At 74.7% G+C, this 17,928-nt stretch carries 17 protein-coding genes; 13 read left to right on the forward strand and 4 right to left on the reverse strand.

Annotation, left to right across the window (positions count from 1 at the left end; translation table 11 throughout):
- The first annotated feature begins 14 nt into the window (after positions 1-14).
- The 4 genes from KPF22_RS11565 to KPF22_RS11580 all read left to right on the forward strand — a co-directional run bounded on the left by KPF22_RS11565 (position 15) and on the right by KPF22_RS11580 (position 4,402).
- Positions 15-626, forward strand: coding sequence for a heme-copper oxidase subunit III (locus KPF22_RS11565; RefSeq protein WP_062396094.1), 612 nt, complete (start codon positions 15-17; stop codon positions 624-626).
- Between the two features lie 64 nt (positions 627-690).
- Positions 691-1,557, forward strand: a complete 867-nt coding sequence (locus KPF22_RS11570; RefSeq protein WP_208824679.1) for a c-type cytochrome — start codon at positions 691-693, stop codon at positions 1,555-1,557.
- A complete protein-coding gene (locus tag KPF22_RS11575; protein WP_224402037.1) occupies positions 1,554-2,690 on the forward strand; it encodes a ubiquinol-cytochrome c reductase iron-sulfur subunit in 1,137 nt (378 codons plus the stop codon). The genes KPF22_RS11570 and KPF22_RS11575 overlap by 4 nt, the downstream gene beginning before the upstream one ends.
- Positions 2,687-4,402 carry a ubiquinol-cytochrome c reductase cytochrome b subunit gene (locus KPF22_RS11580; protein WP_208824681.1) on the forward strand — a complete coding sequence of 572 codons (1,716 nt, stop codon included), beginning with the start codon at positions 2,687-2,689 and terminating at the stop codon, positions 4,400-4,402. Before KPF22_RS11575 ends, KPF22_RS11580 begins: the two co-directional genes overlap by 4 nt.
- A 215-nt stretch (positions 4,403-4,617) precedes the next feature.
- Here KPF22_RS11580 and KPF22_RS11585 read toward each other — a convergent pair whose 3' ends face one another.
- Entirely contained in the window at positions 4,618-6,363 is a 1,746-nt protein-coding gene (locus tag KPF22_RS11585; RefSeq protein ID WP_224402038.1) for a DEDD exonuclease domain-containing protein, read from the reverse strand.
- Positions 6,364-6,514: 151 nt separating this feature from the next.
- Between KPF22_RS11585 and KPF22_RS11590 the strand changes: the two genes are divergently transcribed.
- Positions 6,515-8,071 carry an NYN domain-containing protein gene (locus KPF22_RS11590; RefSeq protein WP_224402039.1) on the forward strand — a complete coding sequence of 519 codons (1,557 nt, stop codon included), beginning with the start codon at positions 6,515-6,517 and terminating at the stop codon, positions 8,069-8,071.
- 4 nt (positions 8,072-8,075) lie between these two features.
- On the opposite strand, the gene KPF22_RS11595 is transcribed toward KPF22_RS11590, so the two are convergent.
- On the reverse strand, positions 8,076-8,408 hold the full coding sequence (locus tag KPF22_RS11595; RefSeq protein ID WP_224402040.1) for a hypothetical protein: 333 nt from the start codon (positions 8,406-8,408) through the stop codon (positions 8,076-8,078).
- Positions 8,409-8,794: 386 nt separating this feature from the next.
- Here KPF22_RS11595 and KPF22_RS11600 point away from each other — a divergent pair, with 386 nt between their 5' ends.
- Positions 8,795-9,937, forward strand: coding sequence for a glycosyltransferase family 4 protein (locus tag KPF22_RS11600; protein ID WP_208824687.1), 1,143 nt, complete (start codon positions 8,795-8,797; stop codon positions 9,935-9,937).
- 28 nt (positions 9,938-9,965) lie between these two features.
- Here the strand turns inward: KPF22_RS11600 and KPF22_RS11605 are convergent, their stop codons facing one another.
- On the reverse strand, positions 9,966-11,810 hold the full coding sequence (locus KPF22_RS11605) for a long-chain fatty acid--CoA ligase (RefSeq protein WP_208824689.1): 1,845 nt from the start codon (positions 11,808-11,810) through the stop codon (positions 9,966-9,968).
- A gap of 205 nt (positions 11,811-12,015) precedes the next feature.
- On the opposite strand from KPF22_RS11605, the gene KPF22_RS11610 reads away from it, so the two are divergent.
- The 6 genes from KPF22_RS11610 to KPF22_RS11635 are packed head-to-tail and all read left to right on the forward strand — an operon-like array spanning position 12,016 to position 16,338.
- A complete protein-coding gene (locus KPF22_RS11610) occupies positions 12,016-12,432 on the forward strand; it encodes a hypothetical protein (RefSeq protein WP_062396088.1) in 417 nt (138 codons plus the stop codon).
- 2 nt (positions 12,433-12,434) lie between these two features.
- Positions 12,435-13,229: a metallophosphoesterase gene (locus KPF22_RS11615; protein ID WP_224402041.1), complete on the forward strand. Its 795-nt coding sequence runs from the start codon at positions 12,435-12,437 to the stop codon at positions 13,227-13,229.
- Positions 13,230-13,249: 20 nt separating this feature from the next.
- The gene (locus KPF22_RS11620; protein ID WP_020623841.1) at positions 13,250-13,687 is read left to right on the forward strand and encodes an SRPBCC family protein; all 438 of its coding nucleotides are present in this window, start codon (positions 13,250-13,252) and stop codon (positions 13,685-13,687) included.
- A 43-nt stretch (positions 13,688-13,730) separates the two neighbouring features.
- On the forward strand, positions 13,731-14,978 hold the full coding sequence (locus tag KPF22_RS11625) for an ArsA family ATPase (RefSeq protein WP_208824693.1): 1,248 nt from the start codon (positions 13,731-13,733) through the stop codon (positions 14,976-14,978).
- Positions 14,975-15,355: a hypothetical protein gene (locus KPF22_RS11630; RefSeq protein WP_208824695.1), complete on the forward strand. Its 381-nt coding sequence runs from the start codon at positions 14,975-14,977 to the stop codon at positions 15,353-15,355. The genes KPF22_RS11625 and KPF22_RS11630 overlap by 4 nt, the downstream gene beginning before the upstream one ends.
- A gap of 8 nt (positions 15,356-15,363) precedes the next feature.
- Complete coding sequence (locus tag KPF22_RS11635; RefSeq protein ID WP_208824723.1) at positions 15,364-16,338, forward strand: ROK family protein; 975 nt, start codon at positions 15,364-15,366, stop codon at positions 16,336-16,338.
- Between the two features lie 5 nt (positions 16,339-16,343).
- Here KPF22_RS11635 and KPF22_RS11640 read toward each other — a convergent pair whose 3' ends face one another.
- Positions 16,344-16,841, reverse strand: coding sequence for a hypothetical protein (locus KPF22_RS11640; protein ID WP_208824697.1), 498 nt, complete (start codon positions 16,839-16,841; stop codon positions 16,344-16,346).
- A gap of 186 nt (positions 16,842-17,027) precedes the next feature.
- Here KPF22_RS11640 and KPF22_RS11645 point away from each other — a divergent pair, with 186 nt between their 5' ends.
- Complete coding sequence (locus KPF22_RS11645) at positions 17,028-17,783, forward strand: 1-acyl-sn-glycerol-3-phosphate acyltransferase (RefSeq protein ID WP_208824700.1); 756 nt, start codon at positions 17,028-17,030, stop codon at positions 17,781-17,783.
- Positions 17,784-17,928: the final 145 nt, after the last annotated feature.

Raw genomic sequence — 17,928 nt, forward strand, 5'->3', positions numbered from 1 at the left:
CGGCTCGGGTCATAATGCCCGACGTGACGACAGCGGCACCCAACATCAGCGCGCGGATCCATTCGCTGAACCGCCCCAACCTGGTCAGCATCGGCACCATCGTCTGGCTCTCCAGCGAGCTGATGTTCTTCGCCGGGCTGTTCGCGATGTACTTCACCGCGCGGGCGCAGAACGACGGCCCCTGGCCGCCGCCGCCCACCGAGCTCGACGTCCCCTACGCGCTCGCGATCACGATCGTGCTCGTGGCGTCCTCGTTCACCTGCCAGTTCGGCGTGTTCGCCGCCGAGCGTGGCGACGTGTTCGGCCTGCGTCGCTGGTACGCCCTGACGCTGGCGATGGGGACGTTCTTCGTGCTGGGCCAGGCCTTCGAGTACTACACCCTGGTCACCTCGCACGAGACGACGATCGCGTCGAGCGCCTACGGGTCGGTCTTCTACCTGGCGACCGGCTTCCACGGGCTGCACGTGGTCGGCGGCCTGGTCGCGTTCGTGTACCTGATCATCCGCACGAAGCTCAGCAAGTTCACGCCCGCCCAGGCCACCGCGGCGATCGTGGTGTCGTACTACTGGCACTTCGTCGACGTGGTGTGGATCGGGCTGTTCGCCACGATCTACTTCATCCGCTGACCGATCGCGCCGCCCGTTCCCTGACAGCACCCGCCACGACGTCGAGGTTGGAAGACCCCCAGCGATGACCGAGAACCAGAACCCACCACCGGCCGACCGGCCGGACGAGAAGGCCGGGGGCCGCACCCGTCCGCACGGCAAGATGAAGCGCCGCATCGCCGGCGCCCTCGCCATCGGGCTGGGCCTGCTGTCCGTCGGTTTCCTCTACGCCGCCTTCGCGCCGCAGCCGCAGGTCGCCCAGGCCCAGCAGGACACCGCGCTGATCGCCAAGGGCGAGCAGCTCTACAACAACACCTGCATCACCTGCCACGGTGCGAACCTGCAGGGTGTCCAGGACCGCGGCCCGAGCCTCATCGGCGTCGGTGACGCGGCGGTCTACTTCCAGGTGTCCTCGGGTCGTATGCCGATGGCGCGCCAGGAGGCCCAGGCGGCCCGCAAGCACCCGCTGCCGATCTTCGACCCGGAGACCCAGGAGGGCCGGGCGAACCTCGAGGCGCTGGGCGCGTTCGTGCAGGCCAACGGCGGCGGGCCGGTCACCCCGGCCGCGACCGGCGAGGCCCTGCGCGGCGACGACCCGGGTCGCGGCGGCGTGCTGTACCGCCTGAACTGCGCCTCGTGCCACAACTTCACCGGTGTCGGCGGCGCGCTGTCGTCCGGCAAGTACGCTCCCGCGCTCGAGCCGGCCAGCGAGGAGCAGATCTACACCGCGATGCAGACCGGTCCGCAGAACATGCCGCGCTTCTCCGACCAGCAGCTCACGCCGCAGGAGAAGCAGGACATCATCGCGTACATCAAGTCGGTGAACCACGCCAACGACCCGGGCGGCTACTCGCTGCTGGGTCTCGGTCCGACGGCCGAGGGTGTCTTCATCTTCGCCGTCGTGATGTCCGGTCTGGTCGGGTTCGCGATCTGGTTGGGGGCGAAGAGTTGAGCAGCGAAGTCAGCACCGGGTCGGAGCGTCGTCCGACCAAGGAGGAGCTCGACGCGATGTCGCCCGAGCAGCTGGCCCGTCTGGCCGGTGAGCTCGACGAGGTCGAGGTCGTGCACAACACGCCGGCGTTCCCGATCCCGGGGACCCGCGCGGAGAAGCGCGCCGAGCGTTCGGTCGCGCTGTGGTTCGTCATCTCGGCGATCTCCATGATCGCCTTCGTGGTCGCGTTCATCGCGTGGCCGTGGGAGTACGTCAACGTCGGCGAGCCCGGCCACGCGCTCTACAACCTCTACACCCCGGTCATCGGCTTCACCTTCGGCTTCTCGGTGCTGTCCATCGGCATCGCGGTCATCCAGATGGTGAAGAAGCTGTTCCCGGAGGAGACCTCGGTCCAGCAGCGTCACGACGGCCCGTCCACCGACGTCGACCGCGCCACCTTCCTGGCCCAGGTCGCCGACGCCGGCAAGGGCACCACGATCGGGCGTCGCAAGCTGATCATCCGCAGCGCCGGCCTGGCCGCGGCCGTGGCCGGTATCGGCACCGGTGTGGTCGCTCTCGGCGGCATCATCCGGAACCCGTGGGCCGAGGGCGACGACGCCCCGCTGTGGCACACGGGCTGGCGTCCGGAGAACGGCGAGACGGTGTACCTGCGCACCGACACGGGTATCCTCTCCGAGATCGCCCGAGTGCGACCCGAGGACATGGAGCCGGGTGCCATGATGACCGTCTTCCCGTACCGCGAGAGCGAGCGGGGCAACGAGGAGGAGCTGCTCCACGCGCAGCGCGCCTCGGACGCGCCGGTCATGCTCATCCGTCTCCGCCCCGGGACCGAGGTCACGAAGCGCCCCGGTCAGGAGAATTTCAACTACGGTGACTTCTACGCCTGGTCGAAGGTCTGCACCCACCTCGGGTGCCCGACCTCGCTGTTCCAGGCGCAGGACAACCGCATTCTCTGCCCGTGCCACCAGTCGCAGTTCCTGGCCACGCAGGACGCCGAGCCCGTCTTCGGGCCCGCCGCCCGGCCGTTGCCGCAGCTGCCGATCACGGTGAACGAGGAGGGCTACTTCGTCGCCCGCAGCGACTTCGTGGAGCCCGTCGGACCCGCGTTCTGGGAGAGGCCGAAGACGACATGAGTTCGATCACGACACCCACCACCTCCTCAGGTGGCCTCGCGGCCAAGGGCGGCGCGGCACTCGACCAGGCGGACCAGCGCTACCACGCGGCCGCCGGACTGCGGAAGCAGTTCAACAAGGTCTTCCCGACCCACTGGTCGTTCATGCTGGGCGAGATCGCCCTGTACAGCTTCATCATCGTGCTGCTGTCGGGCACCTACCTTGCGCTGTTCTTCGACCCCTCCATGCAGGAGGTCGTCTACAACGGGCCGTACGACCCGCTGCGCGGCGTCCACATGTCGCGGGCCTACGAGTCCGCGCTGGAGATCTCGCTCGAGGTCCGCGGCGGCCTGTTCATGCGTCAGCTGCACCACTGGGCGGCGCTGCTCTTCGTCGCGGCGATGATCATCCACATGTTCCGGGTGTTCTTCACCGGCGCGTTCCGCAAGCCGCGTGAGGCCAACTGGACCATCGGCGTCGTGCTGATCCTGCTGGGCACCTTCGCCGGCTTCACCGGCTACTCCCTGCCGGACGACCTGCTCTCGGGCGTCGGGCTGCGGATCGCCTCGGGCATCACGCTGACCGTGCCGATCATGGGCACCTGGGTGCACTGGGCGCTGTTCGGCGGCGAGTTCCCCGGGACCGAGATCATCCCGCGGCTCTACATCATCCACGTGCTGATCCTGCCCGGCATCATCCTCGCGCTGATCGCCGTGCACCTCGGCCTGGTGTGGTACCAGAAGCACACCCAGTTCCCCGGCCCCGGCCGGACCGAGAACAACGTCGTCGGCGTGCGGATCATGCCGCAGTTCGCGGCGAAGGGCGGCGCGTTCTTCTTCGTCGTCGCCGGTGTGCTGGCCCTGATCTCCGGGCTGTTCCAGATGAACCCGATCTGGCACCTCGGCCCGTACGACGCCTCGCACATCTCCGCCGGGTCGCAGCCGGACTTCTACATGCTGTGGTCCGAGGGCATGGGCCGGATCTTCCCGCCGTGGGAGTTCTACCTGTTCGGGACGTACACGATCCCGGCGGCGTTCATCCCCACCGCGGGCTTCCTGCCGGTGCTGTTCGTGCTCGCCGGGGCCTACCCGGCCATCGAACGGCGCTTCACCGGGGACGACGCGCTGCACAACCTGCTGCAGCGTCCGCGCGACGTGCCGGTCCGGACCGCGCTCGGCGCCATGGCGATCTCGTTCTACCTGTGGCTCGTGATGTGCGGGTTCAACGACTGGATCTCGTACTTCTTCCACATCTCGCTGAACGCGACCACGTGGGCCGGCCGCATCGGTCTGCTCGTCGTGCCGCCGATCGTGTACTGGGTGGCCTACCGCTGGTGCATCGGTCTGCAGCGGTCGGACCGCGCGGTGCTGGAGCACGGCATCGAGACGGGCATCATCAAGCGGCTGCCGCACGGTGAGTTCATCGAGGTGCACCAGCCGCTGGGCGGCGTCGACTCGCACGGCCACGCCATCCCGCTGGAGTACCAGGGCGCCTCGGTGCCCAAGCGGATGAACCAGCTCGGGTCGGCGGGTGAGCCGGTCTCCGGTTCGCTGCTCACGCCGGACCCGGTCGAGGAGTCCCGCGCGCTGGCCGTGGCCCGCCACGAGGCCCACGAGCGGGAGCTCGAGGAGTCCCGCCGGCGCCACGAGGCGCGGGCGGAGCTCGAGTCCCGCAGCGGTGAGCTCGCGGGCCGCCCGGACGACGGTGGTCGTCCGCAGCAGCCGCGCGACTGAGCACGGTCCGGGCCCCGGCCCGGAAGCACTCCACGGCGGCCCCGCCGGAGACACGGTCTCCGGCGGGGCCGCCGTCGTGTGCCGGTGCGTCGTCGTCCGTCCGGCGGGGCCGCCGTCGTGTGTGCGGGCTGCGCGCGGTCGGACGCCGCGGCCCGTGTGTCCGGCCACGGCGTCGTCGCCCGGGGCGCCGTCGGGAGGACCGCGGATCGCCGTCCTCAGACCCCGGCGGGCTCGTCGGGGGAGCGGTCACCGGTGCGGTGCGACGCCTCCCGGGCCCGGTCGGCCCACTCCCGCCAGGCACCCCCGCCCCGGGCCGGCTCCGCCCAGGGCGGGTCGCAGTACACCAGCCGGGTCCCGCCGGTGGTGAGCCAGCGGTGCAGGATCCGGACCTCCTCCGACGGGGCCCCGCGCAGCGGCCCGTCGCCGGGCAGGACCGTCTGCGCGCCGGTCCGCAGCGCCTCGACGACCGGCATCGGCCGCACCCCGCGCGGGGCGTTGCCCGCCGCGGCGAGCCGTCCGTGGCGCAGGACGGCGAGCTCCCAGCCGCCCCGGCCGTCGGGCCGGGCACCGACCAGCTCGTCGATGCCCGCGAGCGCGGCCAGGGTGCCGCCCCGGTCGACCCCGGCGGCCAGCGTGGCCAGCCTGTCCCGGGCCCGTGCGGCCGCCTCGTAACGCCCGCCGGCCGACCGGTCGTCGACCTCGGTGGCCAGCACCCGCAGCGGGCCGTCGTCCCGCCCCGCGACGAGGTCGCCCCAGGCGTGCACGGCGGGCGCGTAGTCCTCGACGGGCTGCAGGCCGGCGCACGGGGCGGCGCAGCGGCCCAGCTCGTGCAGCGCGCACGGCGTCGCCGAGGGGTTCCGGGCCGGGATGCGGATCGTGCACCGGCGCAGCGGCAGTGCGTCGAGTGCCGCGTCGAGCACGTCGGTCGCAGCCCGCTGCGACCCGAACGGGCCCAGGGCACCCGCCCGCGGGGTGGCGACGACCGACAGCCGCGGGAACGCCTCCGCCGTCGGCGCCACCCAGTAGGCCCGGCCGGGGTTGCGCGAGCGCCGGTTGTACGGCGGGCGGTGCGCGGCGATGAGCGCCAGCTCGCGCACCGAGGCCTCCAGGGCGTGCGCGCAGACCACCGCGTCGACCTTCTCGGCGCGGGCGAGCATGTCGCGGACCCGGCGGCGCTTCTCCCCGGCCGTGAAGTACGACCGCACCCGCCGGTGGAGGTCGCCGCTGGTGCCGACGTAGAGCACCTGGCCGTCGCCGCCGCGGAACAGGTACACACCGGGCTCCGAGGGCACGTCGTTCGCCAGGTGCCTGCGGCGCCGCTGGGTGGTGGTGGGCCGGTGCGGGGCCCGGTCACGGACGAGCTGCAGCAGCTCCTCCAGGCTCTGCACACCGAGGTTCCCGATCCGCTCCAGCAGGTGGTGCAGCACCTCGACGGTCGCCCGGGCGTCGGTCAGCGCCCGGTGGTCCGGGGTGGTGGCGCAGCCGAAGTGCCGGGCCAGCGTGCCCAGCTTCACACTGGGGCACTCGGCGTGCGGGAGCACGGCCCGGGCGAGCCGGGCGGTGCACAGGACCGGCGGGCCGGGCCAGGGGCGCTCGAGGCGCTCGCAGGCGGCCTTGAGGAACCCCGTGTCGAACGGGGCGTTGTGGGCCACCAGCACCGCGCCGCGGAGCATGTCGAGCACCGAGGGCAGGACCGCGCCCAGCGGTGGCGCGTCGTGCAGCATCGCGTTCGTGATGCCGGTCAGCCGGGTGATGTCGGCCGGGACCCGTACGCCCGGGTCGACGAGGGTGCCGAGCTCGGAGATCCGGTTGCCGCCGCGCACCGCGACGGCGCCGACCTCGGTGATGGCGTCGGTCCGGTGGCTGCCGCCGGTGGTCTCCAGGTCGACCACGCAGAAGGTGACGTCACGCAGTGGCGTGCCCAGCTCGTCGAAGGTGAGCTGCGGGGAGCAGGAGGTCACGCCCTGCACCGTAGCCGTGGGGTCCGACAGTATGTTCGAACACCCGGCCCCGGTCCGGGGGAGCCGGGGCGCGGACACCGATCCGGGGACGTCCCGGCTGCGGACGGCCACGCCGACGGCGATCCGGGCCGGGCGGGGATAACCTGGACCGATGGCGTACGACGACACGGAGCGACCGGAGCCCACGTGCTCCGGGGTCCCGTCGTGCGCCGCGGACACGGCCGCGAGCGACTGGCCGGAGCTGCCCGCCCCGCTGCGGGCCCGGCTCGCCGAGATCGCGGGTACCGCGCTGGGCGGGCTGCCGCCCGGGGACGTCCCCACCCCGCTACGCCGCTTCGCCCGGTTCACCCCCGCCAAGCGGGCCCGTCTCGGCGGGCAGGTACTGGTGGCCCGGCTGCAGCAGGACACGGCGTTCCGGGCGGCCGTGGTGGCGTGGTGGGCCGAGAACCGGCCCGGTGAGCTGGAGCTGCCCGAACCCGCCACGACACGACCCGCCGGCGACCCGCCCGTGCCCCCGGGCGGGCCCGGGGCACCCACCCCGGACACCGGAGCCGCTGAGGGAGCCGGCCCGTCCGGTCGTCCCGCGGCGCAGCACGCAGCCGCGTCACCGGTGGACGGGGCGACCCCCGCCGCGGAGGCCGCGTCCGTCGCGGATCCGCTGCCCGCACCCGTCGACAAGCTCGACGCGGCCGCGGTCGCGCTGCTCACCGCCGATCCGCTCGCGCACCGGCGGGTCGCCGAGGTGGGGCAGACCGCGGACCTGGCGAACCTGCGCGCCGAGCGCGACGAGGCCCTGGCCAAGGTCGACAAGCTCACCGCCGAGCTCGAACGGGCGCGCGCCGAGCTGGTCGAGGAACGGGAACGCGCACGGGCGCTCGTCGGGGAGCGGGAGACCGAGTACCAGCAGATGCGCCGCCGGGTCAGCGACCAGGGCGCGCGGTTGCGTGCCGCACTCGACGCCCGCACGGAGCTGGAGGAGGAGGTCGCGCGGCTCCGCGGCGGCGTCGACGACGAGCTCGCCCGCTCCCGCGCCGAGACCGCCGCCGAGCGCGAGCGGGCCGACCGGGAACGCCGCCGGGCCGACGCCGCGGCCGGTCAGGTCGCCGCCGCCCGCCAGGCGGCCCGCGAGGCCCGGCGCGGCGACGAGGTGCGCCTGGAGCTGCTGCTGGACACCGTCAGCGGCGCGATCTCGGGTCTGCGCCGCGAGCTCGACGTCGGCGCGGGCGGACCGCGGCCGGCGGACCTCGTCGCGGGACCGGGCGACCGCGGGACCGGCGCGCGCGTCGCGGCCCCCGTCGACGGGCTGGCCGCGCTGGACGCGCTGCTGACCGTGCCGTCGGTGCACCTCATCGTCGACGGTTACAACGTCAGCAAGACCGGCTACCCGGACCTGCCGCTGGCCGATCAGCGCTCCCGGCTGGTGGCCCAGCTCGGCGCACTGGGTGCCCGCACGGGGGCCGAGATCACCGTGGTGTTCGACGGGGCCGCCGTGATCGCCGCGCCGGTGCGCGGCAGCCGCGGGGTGCGGGTGCTGTTCAGCGACGCCGGGGTGATCGCCGACGACGTCGTCCGCGACCTCGTCGCCGCCGAGCCGGCGGGCCGGCCGCTGCTGGTCGCGACGTCGGACCAGGAGATCGTGCGCTCGGTGCGCCGCCGGGGCGCGCACACCGTGGCGTCCGCGGTGCTGCTGCGCCGCCTCGGCGGGTGAGCGCTCACCCCACGTCACGGTGCCGGGGCCCGTGCCCGGCCGGCGGGACCACCGGCATCGGCAGCGCCGTACGTCCGGCTCGACCGGGCGCCGGTGCGCCCGGCTCGACCAGACGCAGGTGCGGGATGAGGCCGCCCCCGGCCAGCACCTGCAGTGCCCGGCGCTCCGGCTCGGCGAACTCCAGCGGGGCGACGGTCGTGGCCACCGTGCCGGCCGGCAGGTCGACGGGAAGGTAGGGGATCGGCCGGTCGTCCTCCGGGACCTCCAGCAGCACCCCGATGACGCAGGCACCGCACGCGGCACCGCGGACCTCGCAGCGATCGCAGTCGACGATCATGGCTCCTCCTTCGTCGGACCCGAGGTGGTCGAGCACCGCGGACGCTAGGGGAGGGGTCCGACAGAATGGCCGCGCCGGAGAAGAAACCGGGGCGGGGCCGTCACCGCGGGCCGCCGCGCTCGTTCACCTGAACAGCACGACATCCTCACCAGCTGTGCCGTCGAGCGAGCACCACCACTCGTACGGAGCAGTGCCACCCCGGCGGGCGACCGACCCGGTCACGCAACGGTGAGGACGCGGAACTCGTCCGCTCCCCGGAGTGTCGGACGGCGGCCCGCATCCCCGACGCGCAGCGCGCGTGCGGAGCCGCCGTCCCGACCCCCGCCGATCCCGCCGCCGGGGACCACCGGCGGCCGGCGCCCCGCCGAGGACTAGCGTCGCCGACCGTGGCGCGCACGCTGCTGGTGACCAACGACTTCCCGCCCCGGCCCGGCGGCATCCAGTCCTACCTGTCCGACCTCGCCCGCGCGCTCCCGCCGGACTCGCTCGCGGTCCACGCACCCGCCTGGCGCGGCGCCGCCGACCACGACGCCGCGCTGCCGTTCCCCGTGCACCGGCACCGGTCGCCGCTCATGCTGCCGGTCCCCGAGGTCGCCCGGCGCGCCGCGGAGCTGGCCCGCGAGCACGACGCCGGGACCGTCTGGTTCGGCGCGGCCGCGCCGCTGGGGCTGCTCGGCCCGTACCTGCGCCGCCGGGCCGGGGTGGAGCGGGTCGTCGCCACCACGCACGGCCACGAGGTCGGCTGGTCGATGCTGCCCGGCGCGCGCCGGGCGCTGCACCGGATCGGCCGTGACGCCGACGTCGTCACCACGGTCTCGCACTGGACCCGCGGCCGGCTCGCCGGCGCGCTCGGCCCGGACGCGGCGCTGGAGGTCCTGCCGCCCCCGGTGGACACCGTCCGCTTCGCACCCGACCCGGACGCCCGTGCCGCGGTCCGGGCCCGGTACCGGCTCGGCGACGCACCGGTCGTGACGTGCGTGTCCCGGCTGGTGCCGCGCAAGGGCCAGGACGTGCTGGTCGCGGCGCTGCCGCGGATCCGCCGCCGGGTGCCGGGCACCCGGCTGCTGCTCGTCGGCGGCGGGCCCTATCGGGACCGGTTGCGCACACTGGCGGCACGCGCCGGGGTGACCGACGCCGTCGTGCTCACCGGCGGGGTCCCGGCCGCCGAGCTCGCCGCGCACCACGCCGCCGGGGACGTGTTCGCCCTGCCGTGCCGCACCCACCTCGGCGGGCTCGACGTCGAGGGGCTGGGGATCGCGCTGCTGGAGGCCGCGGCGTCGGGGCTGCCCGTCGTCGCGGGGGACTCCGGCGGCGCGCCGGAGACCGTCGAGGAGGGTGTGACCGGCCACGTCGTGCCGGGACGTGACGTCGCCGCCGTCGCCGACCGGGTCGCGGACCTGCTCGGCGACCCCGCCCGGGCGACGGCGATGGGCCGCGCCGGACGGGCCCGCGTCCGGCGGGTCTGGGGCGGGCCGTCGTCGGCGGCGCGCCTGCACGGCTTCCTGACCGGCCACGACGGGCCGCGCTGAGTGCGCGACCCGTCGTCGACGGCGGGGGTCAGCCCTTGTCGGCGGTGGTCCCCGCGTAGAGCGCCTCGATCTCGCCGGAGTAGGACTCCACGACGACCTTGCGCTTGACCTTCATCGTCGGCGTCAGCTCGCCGCCGGCCTCGCTGAAGTCGTGCGGCAGGATCGTGAACTTGCGGATCTGCTCGGCCCGCGAGACGGCCTGGTTGGCGTCCTCGACCGCGGCCGCGATCTCGCCGCGCAGCTCCGGGTCGTCGACGAGGTCGGCGGCCGAGCTGCCGTCGCCCGCGGGCTTGCCGTTGCGCTCGCGCCAGCCCGGCAGGGCGTCCGGGTCGATGGTGACCAGCGCGGAGATGAACGGCTTCTGGTCGCCGATCACGATGCACTGCCCGACCAGCGGGTGCGCCCGCAGCCGGTCCTCGAGCACGGCCGGCGCGACGTTCTTGCCGCCGGCGGTGACGATGATCTCCTTCTTGCGGCCGGTGATGGTCAGGAAGCCGGCGTCGTCGAGCTCGCCGATGTCGCCGGAGTGGAACCAGCCGTCGGACTCCAGGGCCTCCTTCGAGGCCTCCTCGTTCTTCCAGTAGCCGCGGAAGACGATGTCGCCGCGCAGCATGATCTCGCCGTCGGAGGCGATCCGGACCGCGCAGCCGGGGACCGGGCGGCCCACCGAGCCGACACGCTGGGCGTCGAGGGTGTTCAGGGTGATGCCCGCGGAGGTCTCGGTCAGGCCGTAGCCCTCCAGCACGGGCAGCCCGATGCCGCGGAAGAAGTGCCCGAGCCGGCCCCCGAGCGGGGCCGAGCCGGACACCGCGGCCTTGACCCGGCCGCCGACGGCGGCGCGCAGCTTGCCGTAGACGAGCTTGTCGAACAGCGCGTGCCGGGCCTTGAGCAGCAGGCCGGGCCCGCCCGCGTCGAGCGCCTCGGAGTAGGCGATCGCGGTGTCGGCGGCCGCGTCGAAGATCTTGCCCTTGCCGTCGTTGTGCGCCTTGAGCCGCGCGCCGTTGTAGACCTTCTCGAACACCCGCGGCACCGCGAGCAGGAAGGTCGGCCGGAAGTCCGCCAGGTCGGGCAGCAGGGTCTTCACGTCGGGGGAGTGGCCGACGATCGTGCGGGTGGACAGGCAGCCGCACTGGATGGCCTTGCCGAACACGTGCGCGAGCGGCAGGAACAGCAGCACCGAGTCCCCGGGCTCGAACAGGTGCGGGATCGTCGCGGCGATCGTGCGGATCTCGGCGACCAGGTTGCGGTGGGTCAGCTCGCAGCCCTTGGGGCGGCCGGTGGTGCCCGAGGTGTAGATCAGGGTGCACAGGTCGTCGGCGCGCACCCCGCCGCGCCGGGCGTGCACCACGTCGTCGGGGGTGTCCGCGCCGAGGCCGCGCAGCTGCTCGACGGCCGAGGGGGCGTCCGGGGCCGACGCGGCGGGCTCGATCTGCCAGACGGTGCGCAGCTCGGGCAGGTCTCCGCGGACCTTCTCCACCGACGCGGCGTGCTCGGCGGTCTCCACGACGATCCCGACGGCGCCGGAGTCGGACACGATCCAGGAGATCTGGTCCGGCGAGGAGGTCTCGTAGATCGGCACGGTGACCCCGCCCGCGGCGAGGATCGCGTAGTCGAACAGGGTCCACTCGTACCGGGTCCGCGACAGCAGCGCGACCCGGTCCCCGGCCTGCACACCCGCGGCGATCAGCCCGGCGGCGATCCGGGTGACCTGCTCGCCGAACTCGGCCGCGGTCACCTCCGACCAGCTCCCGTCCGCGCCCTTGCGGCGGTAGAGCACGTCCGACGGGTGCTGCGTGGCGTTGTCGAACACGGCGTCCGAGAGCGATTCCTCGTCTCCCACGGACACCGCGGCGGGAACGCTGTACTCACGCACGGGGATCGACCTCCTGGCGGCCTCGACAGGCTGAACGCGGTCGCCGCGACGGCTGCGGCGACACCTCGGAGCAGAACCTACCGGAGAGTAGGGTCCACGTACATCGATTCGGACATAACGGATCGGTCGGTGGTGCCGCCGGTCCGGTCCGGGCCGCGACGGTACCCGTGACCGGCGCCGTCGCACGGGGTGGCACGCTGACCGGGTGCCCGCGATCGACGTGATCGACGAGACCTTCCTGGCCGTGCCCCGCGAGCGGGTCGCGGCGGAGTTCGCCGACCCGGCCCGGTGGCCGTCGTACTGGCCCGACCTGCGCCCCGAGGTCGCGCACGACCGCGGACCGGCCGGGCTGCGCTGGACCGTGACCGGCGCGCTCGTCGGGACCATGGAGGTCTGGTGCGAGCCGGAGGGCGACGGCACCGTCCTGCACTTCTTCCTGCGCGCGGACCCGGACGGCCCGCCGCCCGGTGGCCGGCTGCGGCGCCGCCGGTGGCTGCGCGCGGAGTCCGACCGGCGGCACCGCGCGTTCAAGGCGCACGCCTTCGCGCTCAAGCGGCGCCTGGAGGGCGGGCGCCCGGCGGGCGTCGCGCCGTCGGCGTTCCGGCCGGACCGGACGGCCTGAGCGTGCGGCTGCACGTCGTCACCGACGTCCACGGCGCCACCGTCCCGCTCGCCCGCGCCGCCGAGGGCGCCGACGGGGTGCTGGTGCTCGGCGACCTGCTGGAGTTCATCGACTACCGCGACCCGACCAACGGGATCATCTCCCGGCTGCTCGGGCCCGAGGTGGCCGCGGAGTTCGGCCGGATGCGCCGGATCGGGGCGCCGCGCGCGCAGGTGCTGGGCCTGCTGGAGCGCTCCTGGGCCCGGTTCGCCGACCCGGCCGCCGCCGTCGCCGAGGCCGTCGCCGCGCAGTACGCCGAGGTCTTCGGGGTCCTGGGCGGGCTCGGGGTGCCGGTCTGGGCGATCCCGGGCAACGTCGACGTCCCCGACGCCTGGCCCGATACCGACGGCGTCACCCGCGCCGACGGACGGGTGGTCGAGATCGGCGGTCGCCGGTTCGGCTTCCTCGGCGGGGTGCCGCTCCCGCCCGGGATCGACCCGCGCCGCACCGGCCCCTGGCGGCCGCACTTCGTGACCCACGAGGACTGGACCGCGCGCCTGGACGCACTCGGCCCGGCCGACGTGCTGTGCACCCACGTCCCGCCGGCGCACCCGGGCCTGACCTACGACGTCGTCACCCGCCGCGCCGAGATCGCCAGCGCACCGCTGGCCGCGCGGATCCGGGCCGAGCAGCCGTCGCACGCCCTGTTCGGGCACGTGCACCAGCCGCTGCACCGCCGCGCGCGGATCGGCCGCACCGAGTGCGTCAACGCCGGACACTTCCGCGCGCACGGCACGCCCTACGTGCTCCGGTTCTGACCACCGGATAGCCTCCCGCCATGGCCGACGCGACCTCGTCCTCGATCCACATCGACGCCCCGCCGGAGCGGGTCATGGCGGTGATCGCGGACTTCGCGTCCTACCCCGAGTGGACCGACCAGATCACCAGCGTCGAGATCCTCGACGCCGGTGCCGACGGCCGCGCCCGCCAGGTCCGCTTCGCGATGGACGCCGGGGCCATCAAGGACACCTACACCCTCGACTACGACTGGGCCGCCGACGACCGCTCGGTGTCCTGGACGCTGGTCAAGGGCGGCATCCAGCGCGCCCAGGACGGCGCGTACCGGCTGGTCGGCGACGCCGGCGGCACCACCGTCACCTACGAGCTCAGCGTCGAGGTCAACTTCCCGATGATCGGGATGCTCCGTCGCAAGGCGGAGAAAGTGATCATCGACGCCGCACTGAAGGGCCTCAAGCGCCGCGTCGAGAAGGGCTGAGCCGGTCGGCGGCGCCCCGGACGCGATCGTTAGGCTCCGCGCTGTGCGCGTCGTGCTCTTCACCGGCAAGGGCGGGGTCGGCAAGACGACCCTGGCCGCCGCGACGGCCGCGCACGTGGCCGGGACCGGCAGGTCCGCGCTGGTCGTGTCCACCGACCCGGCGCACTCCCTCGGCGACGCGCTGGACGCCGAGCTGGGCGCCGAGCCCACCGAGGTCACCGAGAACCTGTGGGGCGCCCACATCGAGGCCCGGCACCTGCTCGAGGGTGCCTGGGGCGACCTGCAGGGGCACCTGCGCACGATGCTCGCCGGGGCCGGGGTGGACGAGCTCGTCGCCGACGAGCTGACCGTGCTGCCCGGCGTCGAGGACCTCCTCGCGCTGGTCGAGGTGCAGCGCTACGCCGAATCGGGCCGCTTCGACGTCGTCGTCGTCGACTGCGGGCCGACCGCGGAGACGCTGCGGCTGCTCACCCTGCCCGAGGCGCTGTCGGGCTACCTGGAGCGGCTGTTCCCCGCGCACCGCCGCGCCGTGCGCGGCCTGGTCGCCGGGCTCGCCGGGGCCAGGGCCGACGGCGCGGGCTGGGACCGCACGATCGACGCGCTCGGGGTGCTGGCCGAGCAGCTGCGCGGGCTGCGCGGCCTGCTCGCGGACCGCTCCCGCACCTCGATCCGGCTGGTGCTGACCCCGGAGCGGGTCGTCGCGGCCGAGACCCGCCGCACCCTGACCGCGCTCGCCCTGCACGAGCTGCGGGTCGACGGGCTGCTGGCGAACCGGGTGATGCCCGGCCCGCCGCCGTCGCTGCGCGGGCCCGCGGCGCGCTGGCTGCGCGAACGCGCCACCGAGCAGCAGTCCGTGCTCGCCGAGCTGGGCGAGCTCGGTGCGGACGTGCCGGTGACCGCGGTCCGCTACACCGCCGCCGAGCCGACCGGCGTCGGTGCGCTGCGCGAGCTGGCCCTGTCGGTCTACGGCGACGACGACCCCGCGGGCACCGCCGACGGCGCCCCGCCGCGGCCGTTGATGGAGCTGCGCCGCACCGCAGGTCACGGCGTCTCGGCCGACACCGAGTTCGAGCTCGACGTGGCGCTGCCCGGCGCCCAGGACGCCCCGCTGGACCTCGCCCGGGTCGGCGACGACATGGTCGTCGGCATCGGGTTCTCCCGGCGCGTGGTCTCGCTGCCGTCGGTCCTGCGCCGCTGCGAGGCCACCGGTGCCCGGCTGGAGGGCCGCGGCTCCGACGCCCGCCTGGTGATCTCCTTCGTGCCCGACCCGGGCACCTGGATGACCTCGTGAGCGGCCGTGACACGCGGGGCGGCACCCACTGCGGCGATCACGGTGGCATCCCGGAGGACCTGCGGGTCACCGCGGTGGCGCTGCTCGACCGGCTGCGTGTGGCCACCGAGACGATGTCGGACTCGCTGCGGGCCGCCGGGAGCGATCCCGGCCCCGGCGATGCGGGCTCCTGCACCGCCTGCCCGGTGTGCGCGCTGATCGCCGTCGTGCGGGGGGAGCGGTCGGAGCTGGTCACCCGGCTCGCCGCCCACGCCGGCGGGCTGCTCGCCGTGCTCGTCGCGGTGCTGGAGGAGGCCGCCCCGCCCGCACGCCAGGAGCCCCGCCGCCCGCACGGCGGCGGACGCTCCGTGCAGCGGATCGTGGTGCACCGGACGTGAGCCCCCGGATGTCCGATGTCCGCACCATCGGGGTGGACGTCGGGGGCACCAGCGTGCGCGCGGGCGTCGTCGACGCCGAGGGGGAGATCCTCGACTCCGCCTCCGCGCCGACCCCGCGCACCGACGACGCGCTGGAGGCGGCCATCGCCGGCGCCGTCGACGAGCTGCGGCGCAGGCACACCGTCGCCGCCGTCGGGCTCGCGCTCGCCGGGTTCGTCGACGCCCCGCGCGGCCTGGTCCGCTACGCGCCGCACCTGTCCTGGCGCGACGCCCCGGTCGCCGAGCGGATCGGCGACCGGCTCGGCGGGATCCCGGTCGTCGTGGAGCACGACGCGAACTCCGCCGCGCTCGCCGAGCGGCGCCACGGCGCCGCGGCCGGTGCCTCGGTGGCGCTGGTGATCGCGCTGGGCACCGGGATCGGCGGCGCCCTGCTGCTCGACGGCGAGCTGTTCCGCGGCGCGCACGGCGTCGCACCCGAGCTGGGGCACCTGCGGGTCGTCCCGGACGGGCGGGCCTGCCCGTGCGGCAAGCGCGGCTGCTGGGAGCGCTACTGCAGCGGGACCGCCCTCGGCGCCACCGCGCTGGAGATGCTCTCGGGCGGCGACGTGCCGGGCCCGTCCGGGCTGGCCCGCGAGGCCGCCGTCGACCCGGGGCGGGTCACCGGCAAGCGGGTCGCCGCGGCCGCCCGCGAGGGGGACCCGGTCGCCCGCGCCGCCGTCGACGACATGGGACGCTGGCTGGGGGAGGGGCTCTCGCTCGTCGCGGACGTCTTCGACCCGGACCTCGTGGTGATCGCGGGCGGGGTGTCGGCGTCGGCGCCGCTGTTCCTCGACGCCGCCCGCGAGCACTACGCCCGCATCCTCACCGGGGCGGGCAACCGGCCGCTGGCCCGGATCCGGACCGCGCAACTCGGCGCGGCCGCCGCCGTCGTGGGCGCGGCGACGCTGGCCCGCGAGAGCCTGCGGCCCGGCGCCCGGCGCTGACCGCGCTACAGCCGCGAGCCGTCGTCCCAGGGGTCGGGGCCCTCGTCGGAGTCGGGGCTCCACAGCCGCAGCAGCAGCCAGCCCAGGCCGGCCGCGATGAGCACCAGCCCCAGCGGCAGCGGCCAGGTCCCGCCGACGCCGATCAGCCCCGGCGCGATGCACAGCAGCAGCCCCACCGCGATCAGCCCGCCACCCACGACGGCCGGTGGTCCCGGCCGCGGCAGCGGCGGCGGCTCCGGCGGGTGGTAGTGGTCGTCCGGGTCGGCACCCGTGCCGGTGCCCGGGTGCGGGGCGGCCGGGCCGGGCCGGTGCGCGGGCCGGTCGGCGCCGCCCGCCGCGCCCGCGGCGTCACCGGCGTCGCCGCGGTCCGTGCGGTCGGCGCGCTCCACGGGCTCGGCGGGCCAGTCCGGTACCGAGCCCTCGTCGCGCCAGGCGGCGACGATCGCGTCGAAGTCGTCGTCGGGCCGGTCCTCGCGGTCACGCGAGGGGTCTGCGGAGCTCATACCGGTCCGTCCCTCCCCGCTCGCGGCGGCTCCATCCTGTCACGGCCCGTGTCCCGCCCGACACCGCCCACGGGCCCGCGCGGGCGCTGCGCGGGGACCGCCCGACCCCGGTGACCACCGCCCCGTTGTGAGGAGGTGTCGACGCTCCGTAGGCTGTCGCCGAAGTCGGTAGGGAGGCAGCGCAGGGTGCTGTACTGGTGGTCCAAGTTCGTGCTGCTCGGCCCGTTGATGAGGCTGTTCTGCCGGCCGGAGGTGCGCGGTGCCGAGAACGTGCCCGGTGGTGCCGGCGCGATCCTCGCCAGCAACCACCTCGCGGTGGCCGACTCCTTCTTCCTGCCGTTGATGCTGCCGCGCCGGGTGACCTTCCTCGCCAAGCGCGAGTACTTCACCGAGCCCGGGATCCGCGGCTGGTTCAAGAAGCAGTTCTTCACCGGCGTCGGGCAGGTCCCGGTGGACCGTTCCGGTGGGTCCGCGGCGCGCGCCGCGATGGACACCGCGGTCCGGCTGCTGAACGAGGGCAAGCTGCTCGGGATCTACCCGGAGGGCACCCGCTCGCCCGACGGGCGGCTCTACAAGGGCAAGACCGGCGTCGCCCGGATGGCCCTGGAGGCCGGGGTGCCGGTCATCCCGGTCGCGATGGTGGGCACCGACAAGGTCAACCCCATCGGCTCCAAGATGTGGCGCCCGCGCAAGGTGAGGATCGTGATCGGCGAGCCGCTGGACTTCTCCCGGTACGAGGGCATGGCCGGGGACCGGTTCATCGAGCGCTCCATGACCGACGAGATCATGTACTCGCTGATGGAGCTGTCCGGGCAGACCTACGTCGACCTCTACGCGGCGTCGGTCAAGGAGAAGGCCGCGGCCGGTGCTCCACCGCCCGCGCCGTCGCGTCCCGCCCCGCAGCGGCCGGACGCGAACGTGCCCGACTCCCGCGCCTCCTGATCGACTCCGGAAGTGCGTCTCGGCGATCTGACCCACCGATGTGGAGCTGGGCGAGGGCTCCTTTGTCGGTGAGAGCCCGTGGTGGACCGACCTGTCGCCCGGCAGAATCCGGCGGTCGGTGACCTCTCGGGAAGCGAAGCAGGCG

The organism is Pseudonocardia sp. ICBG1034, from assembly GCF_020131375.1.
GTDB lineage: Bacteria > Actinomycetota > Actinomycetes > Mycobacteriales > Pseudonocardiaceae > Pseudonocardia > Pseudonocardia alni.

Excerpts from the sequence above, each read along its gene's own strand:
- KPF22_RS11565 (WP_062396094.1), top strand. The coding sequence starts at position 15 with ATGCCCGACGTGACGACAGCGGCACCCAACATCAGCGCGCGGATCCAT.
- KPF22_RS11570 (WP_208824679.1), top strand. The coding sequence starts at position 691 with ATGACCGAGAACCAGAACCCACCACCGGCCGACCGGCCGGACGAGAAG.
- KPF22_RS11580 (WP_208824681.1), top strand. The coding sequence starts at position 2,687 with ATGAGTTCGATCACGACACCCACCACCTCCTCAGGTGGCCTCGCGGCC.
- KPF22_RS11590 (WP_224402039.1), top strand. The coding sequence starts at position 6,515 with ATGGCGTACGACGACACGGAGCGACCGGAGCCCACGTGCTCCGGGGTC.
- KPF22_RS11595 (WP_224402040.1), bottom strand. The coding sequence starts at position 8,408 with ATGATCGTCGACTGCGATCGCTGCGAGGTCCGCGGTGCCGCGTGCGGT.
- KPF22_RS11620 (WP_020623841.1), top strand. The coding sequence starts at position 13,250 with ATGGCCGACGCGACCTCGTCCTCGATCCACATCGACGCCCCGCCGGAG.
- KPF22_RS11635 (WP_208824723.1), top strand. The coding sequence starts at position 15,364 with ATGTCCGATGTCCGCACCATCGGGGTGGACGTCGGGGGCACCAGCGTG.
- KPF22_RS11640 (WP_208824697.1), bottom strand. The coding sequence starts at position 16,841 with ATGAGCTCCGCAGACCCCTCGCGTGACCGCGAGGACCGGCCCGACGAC.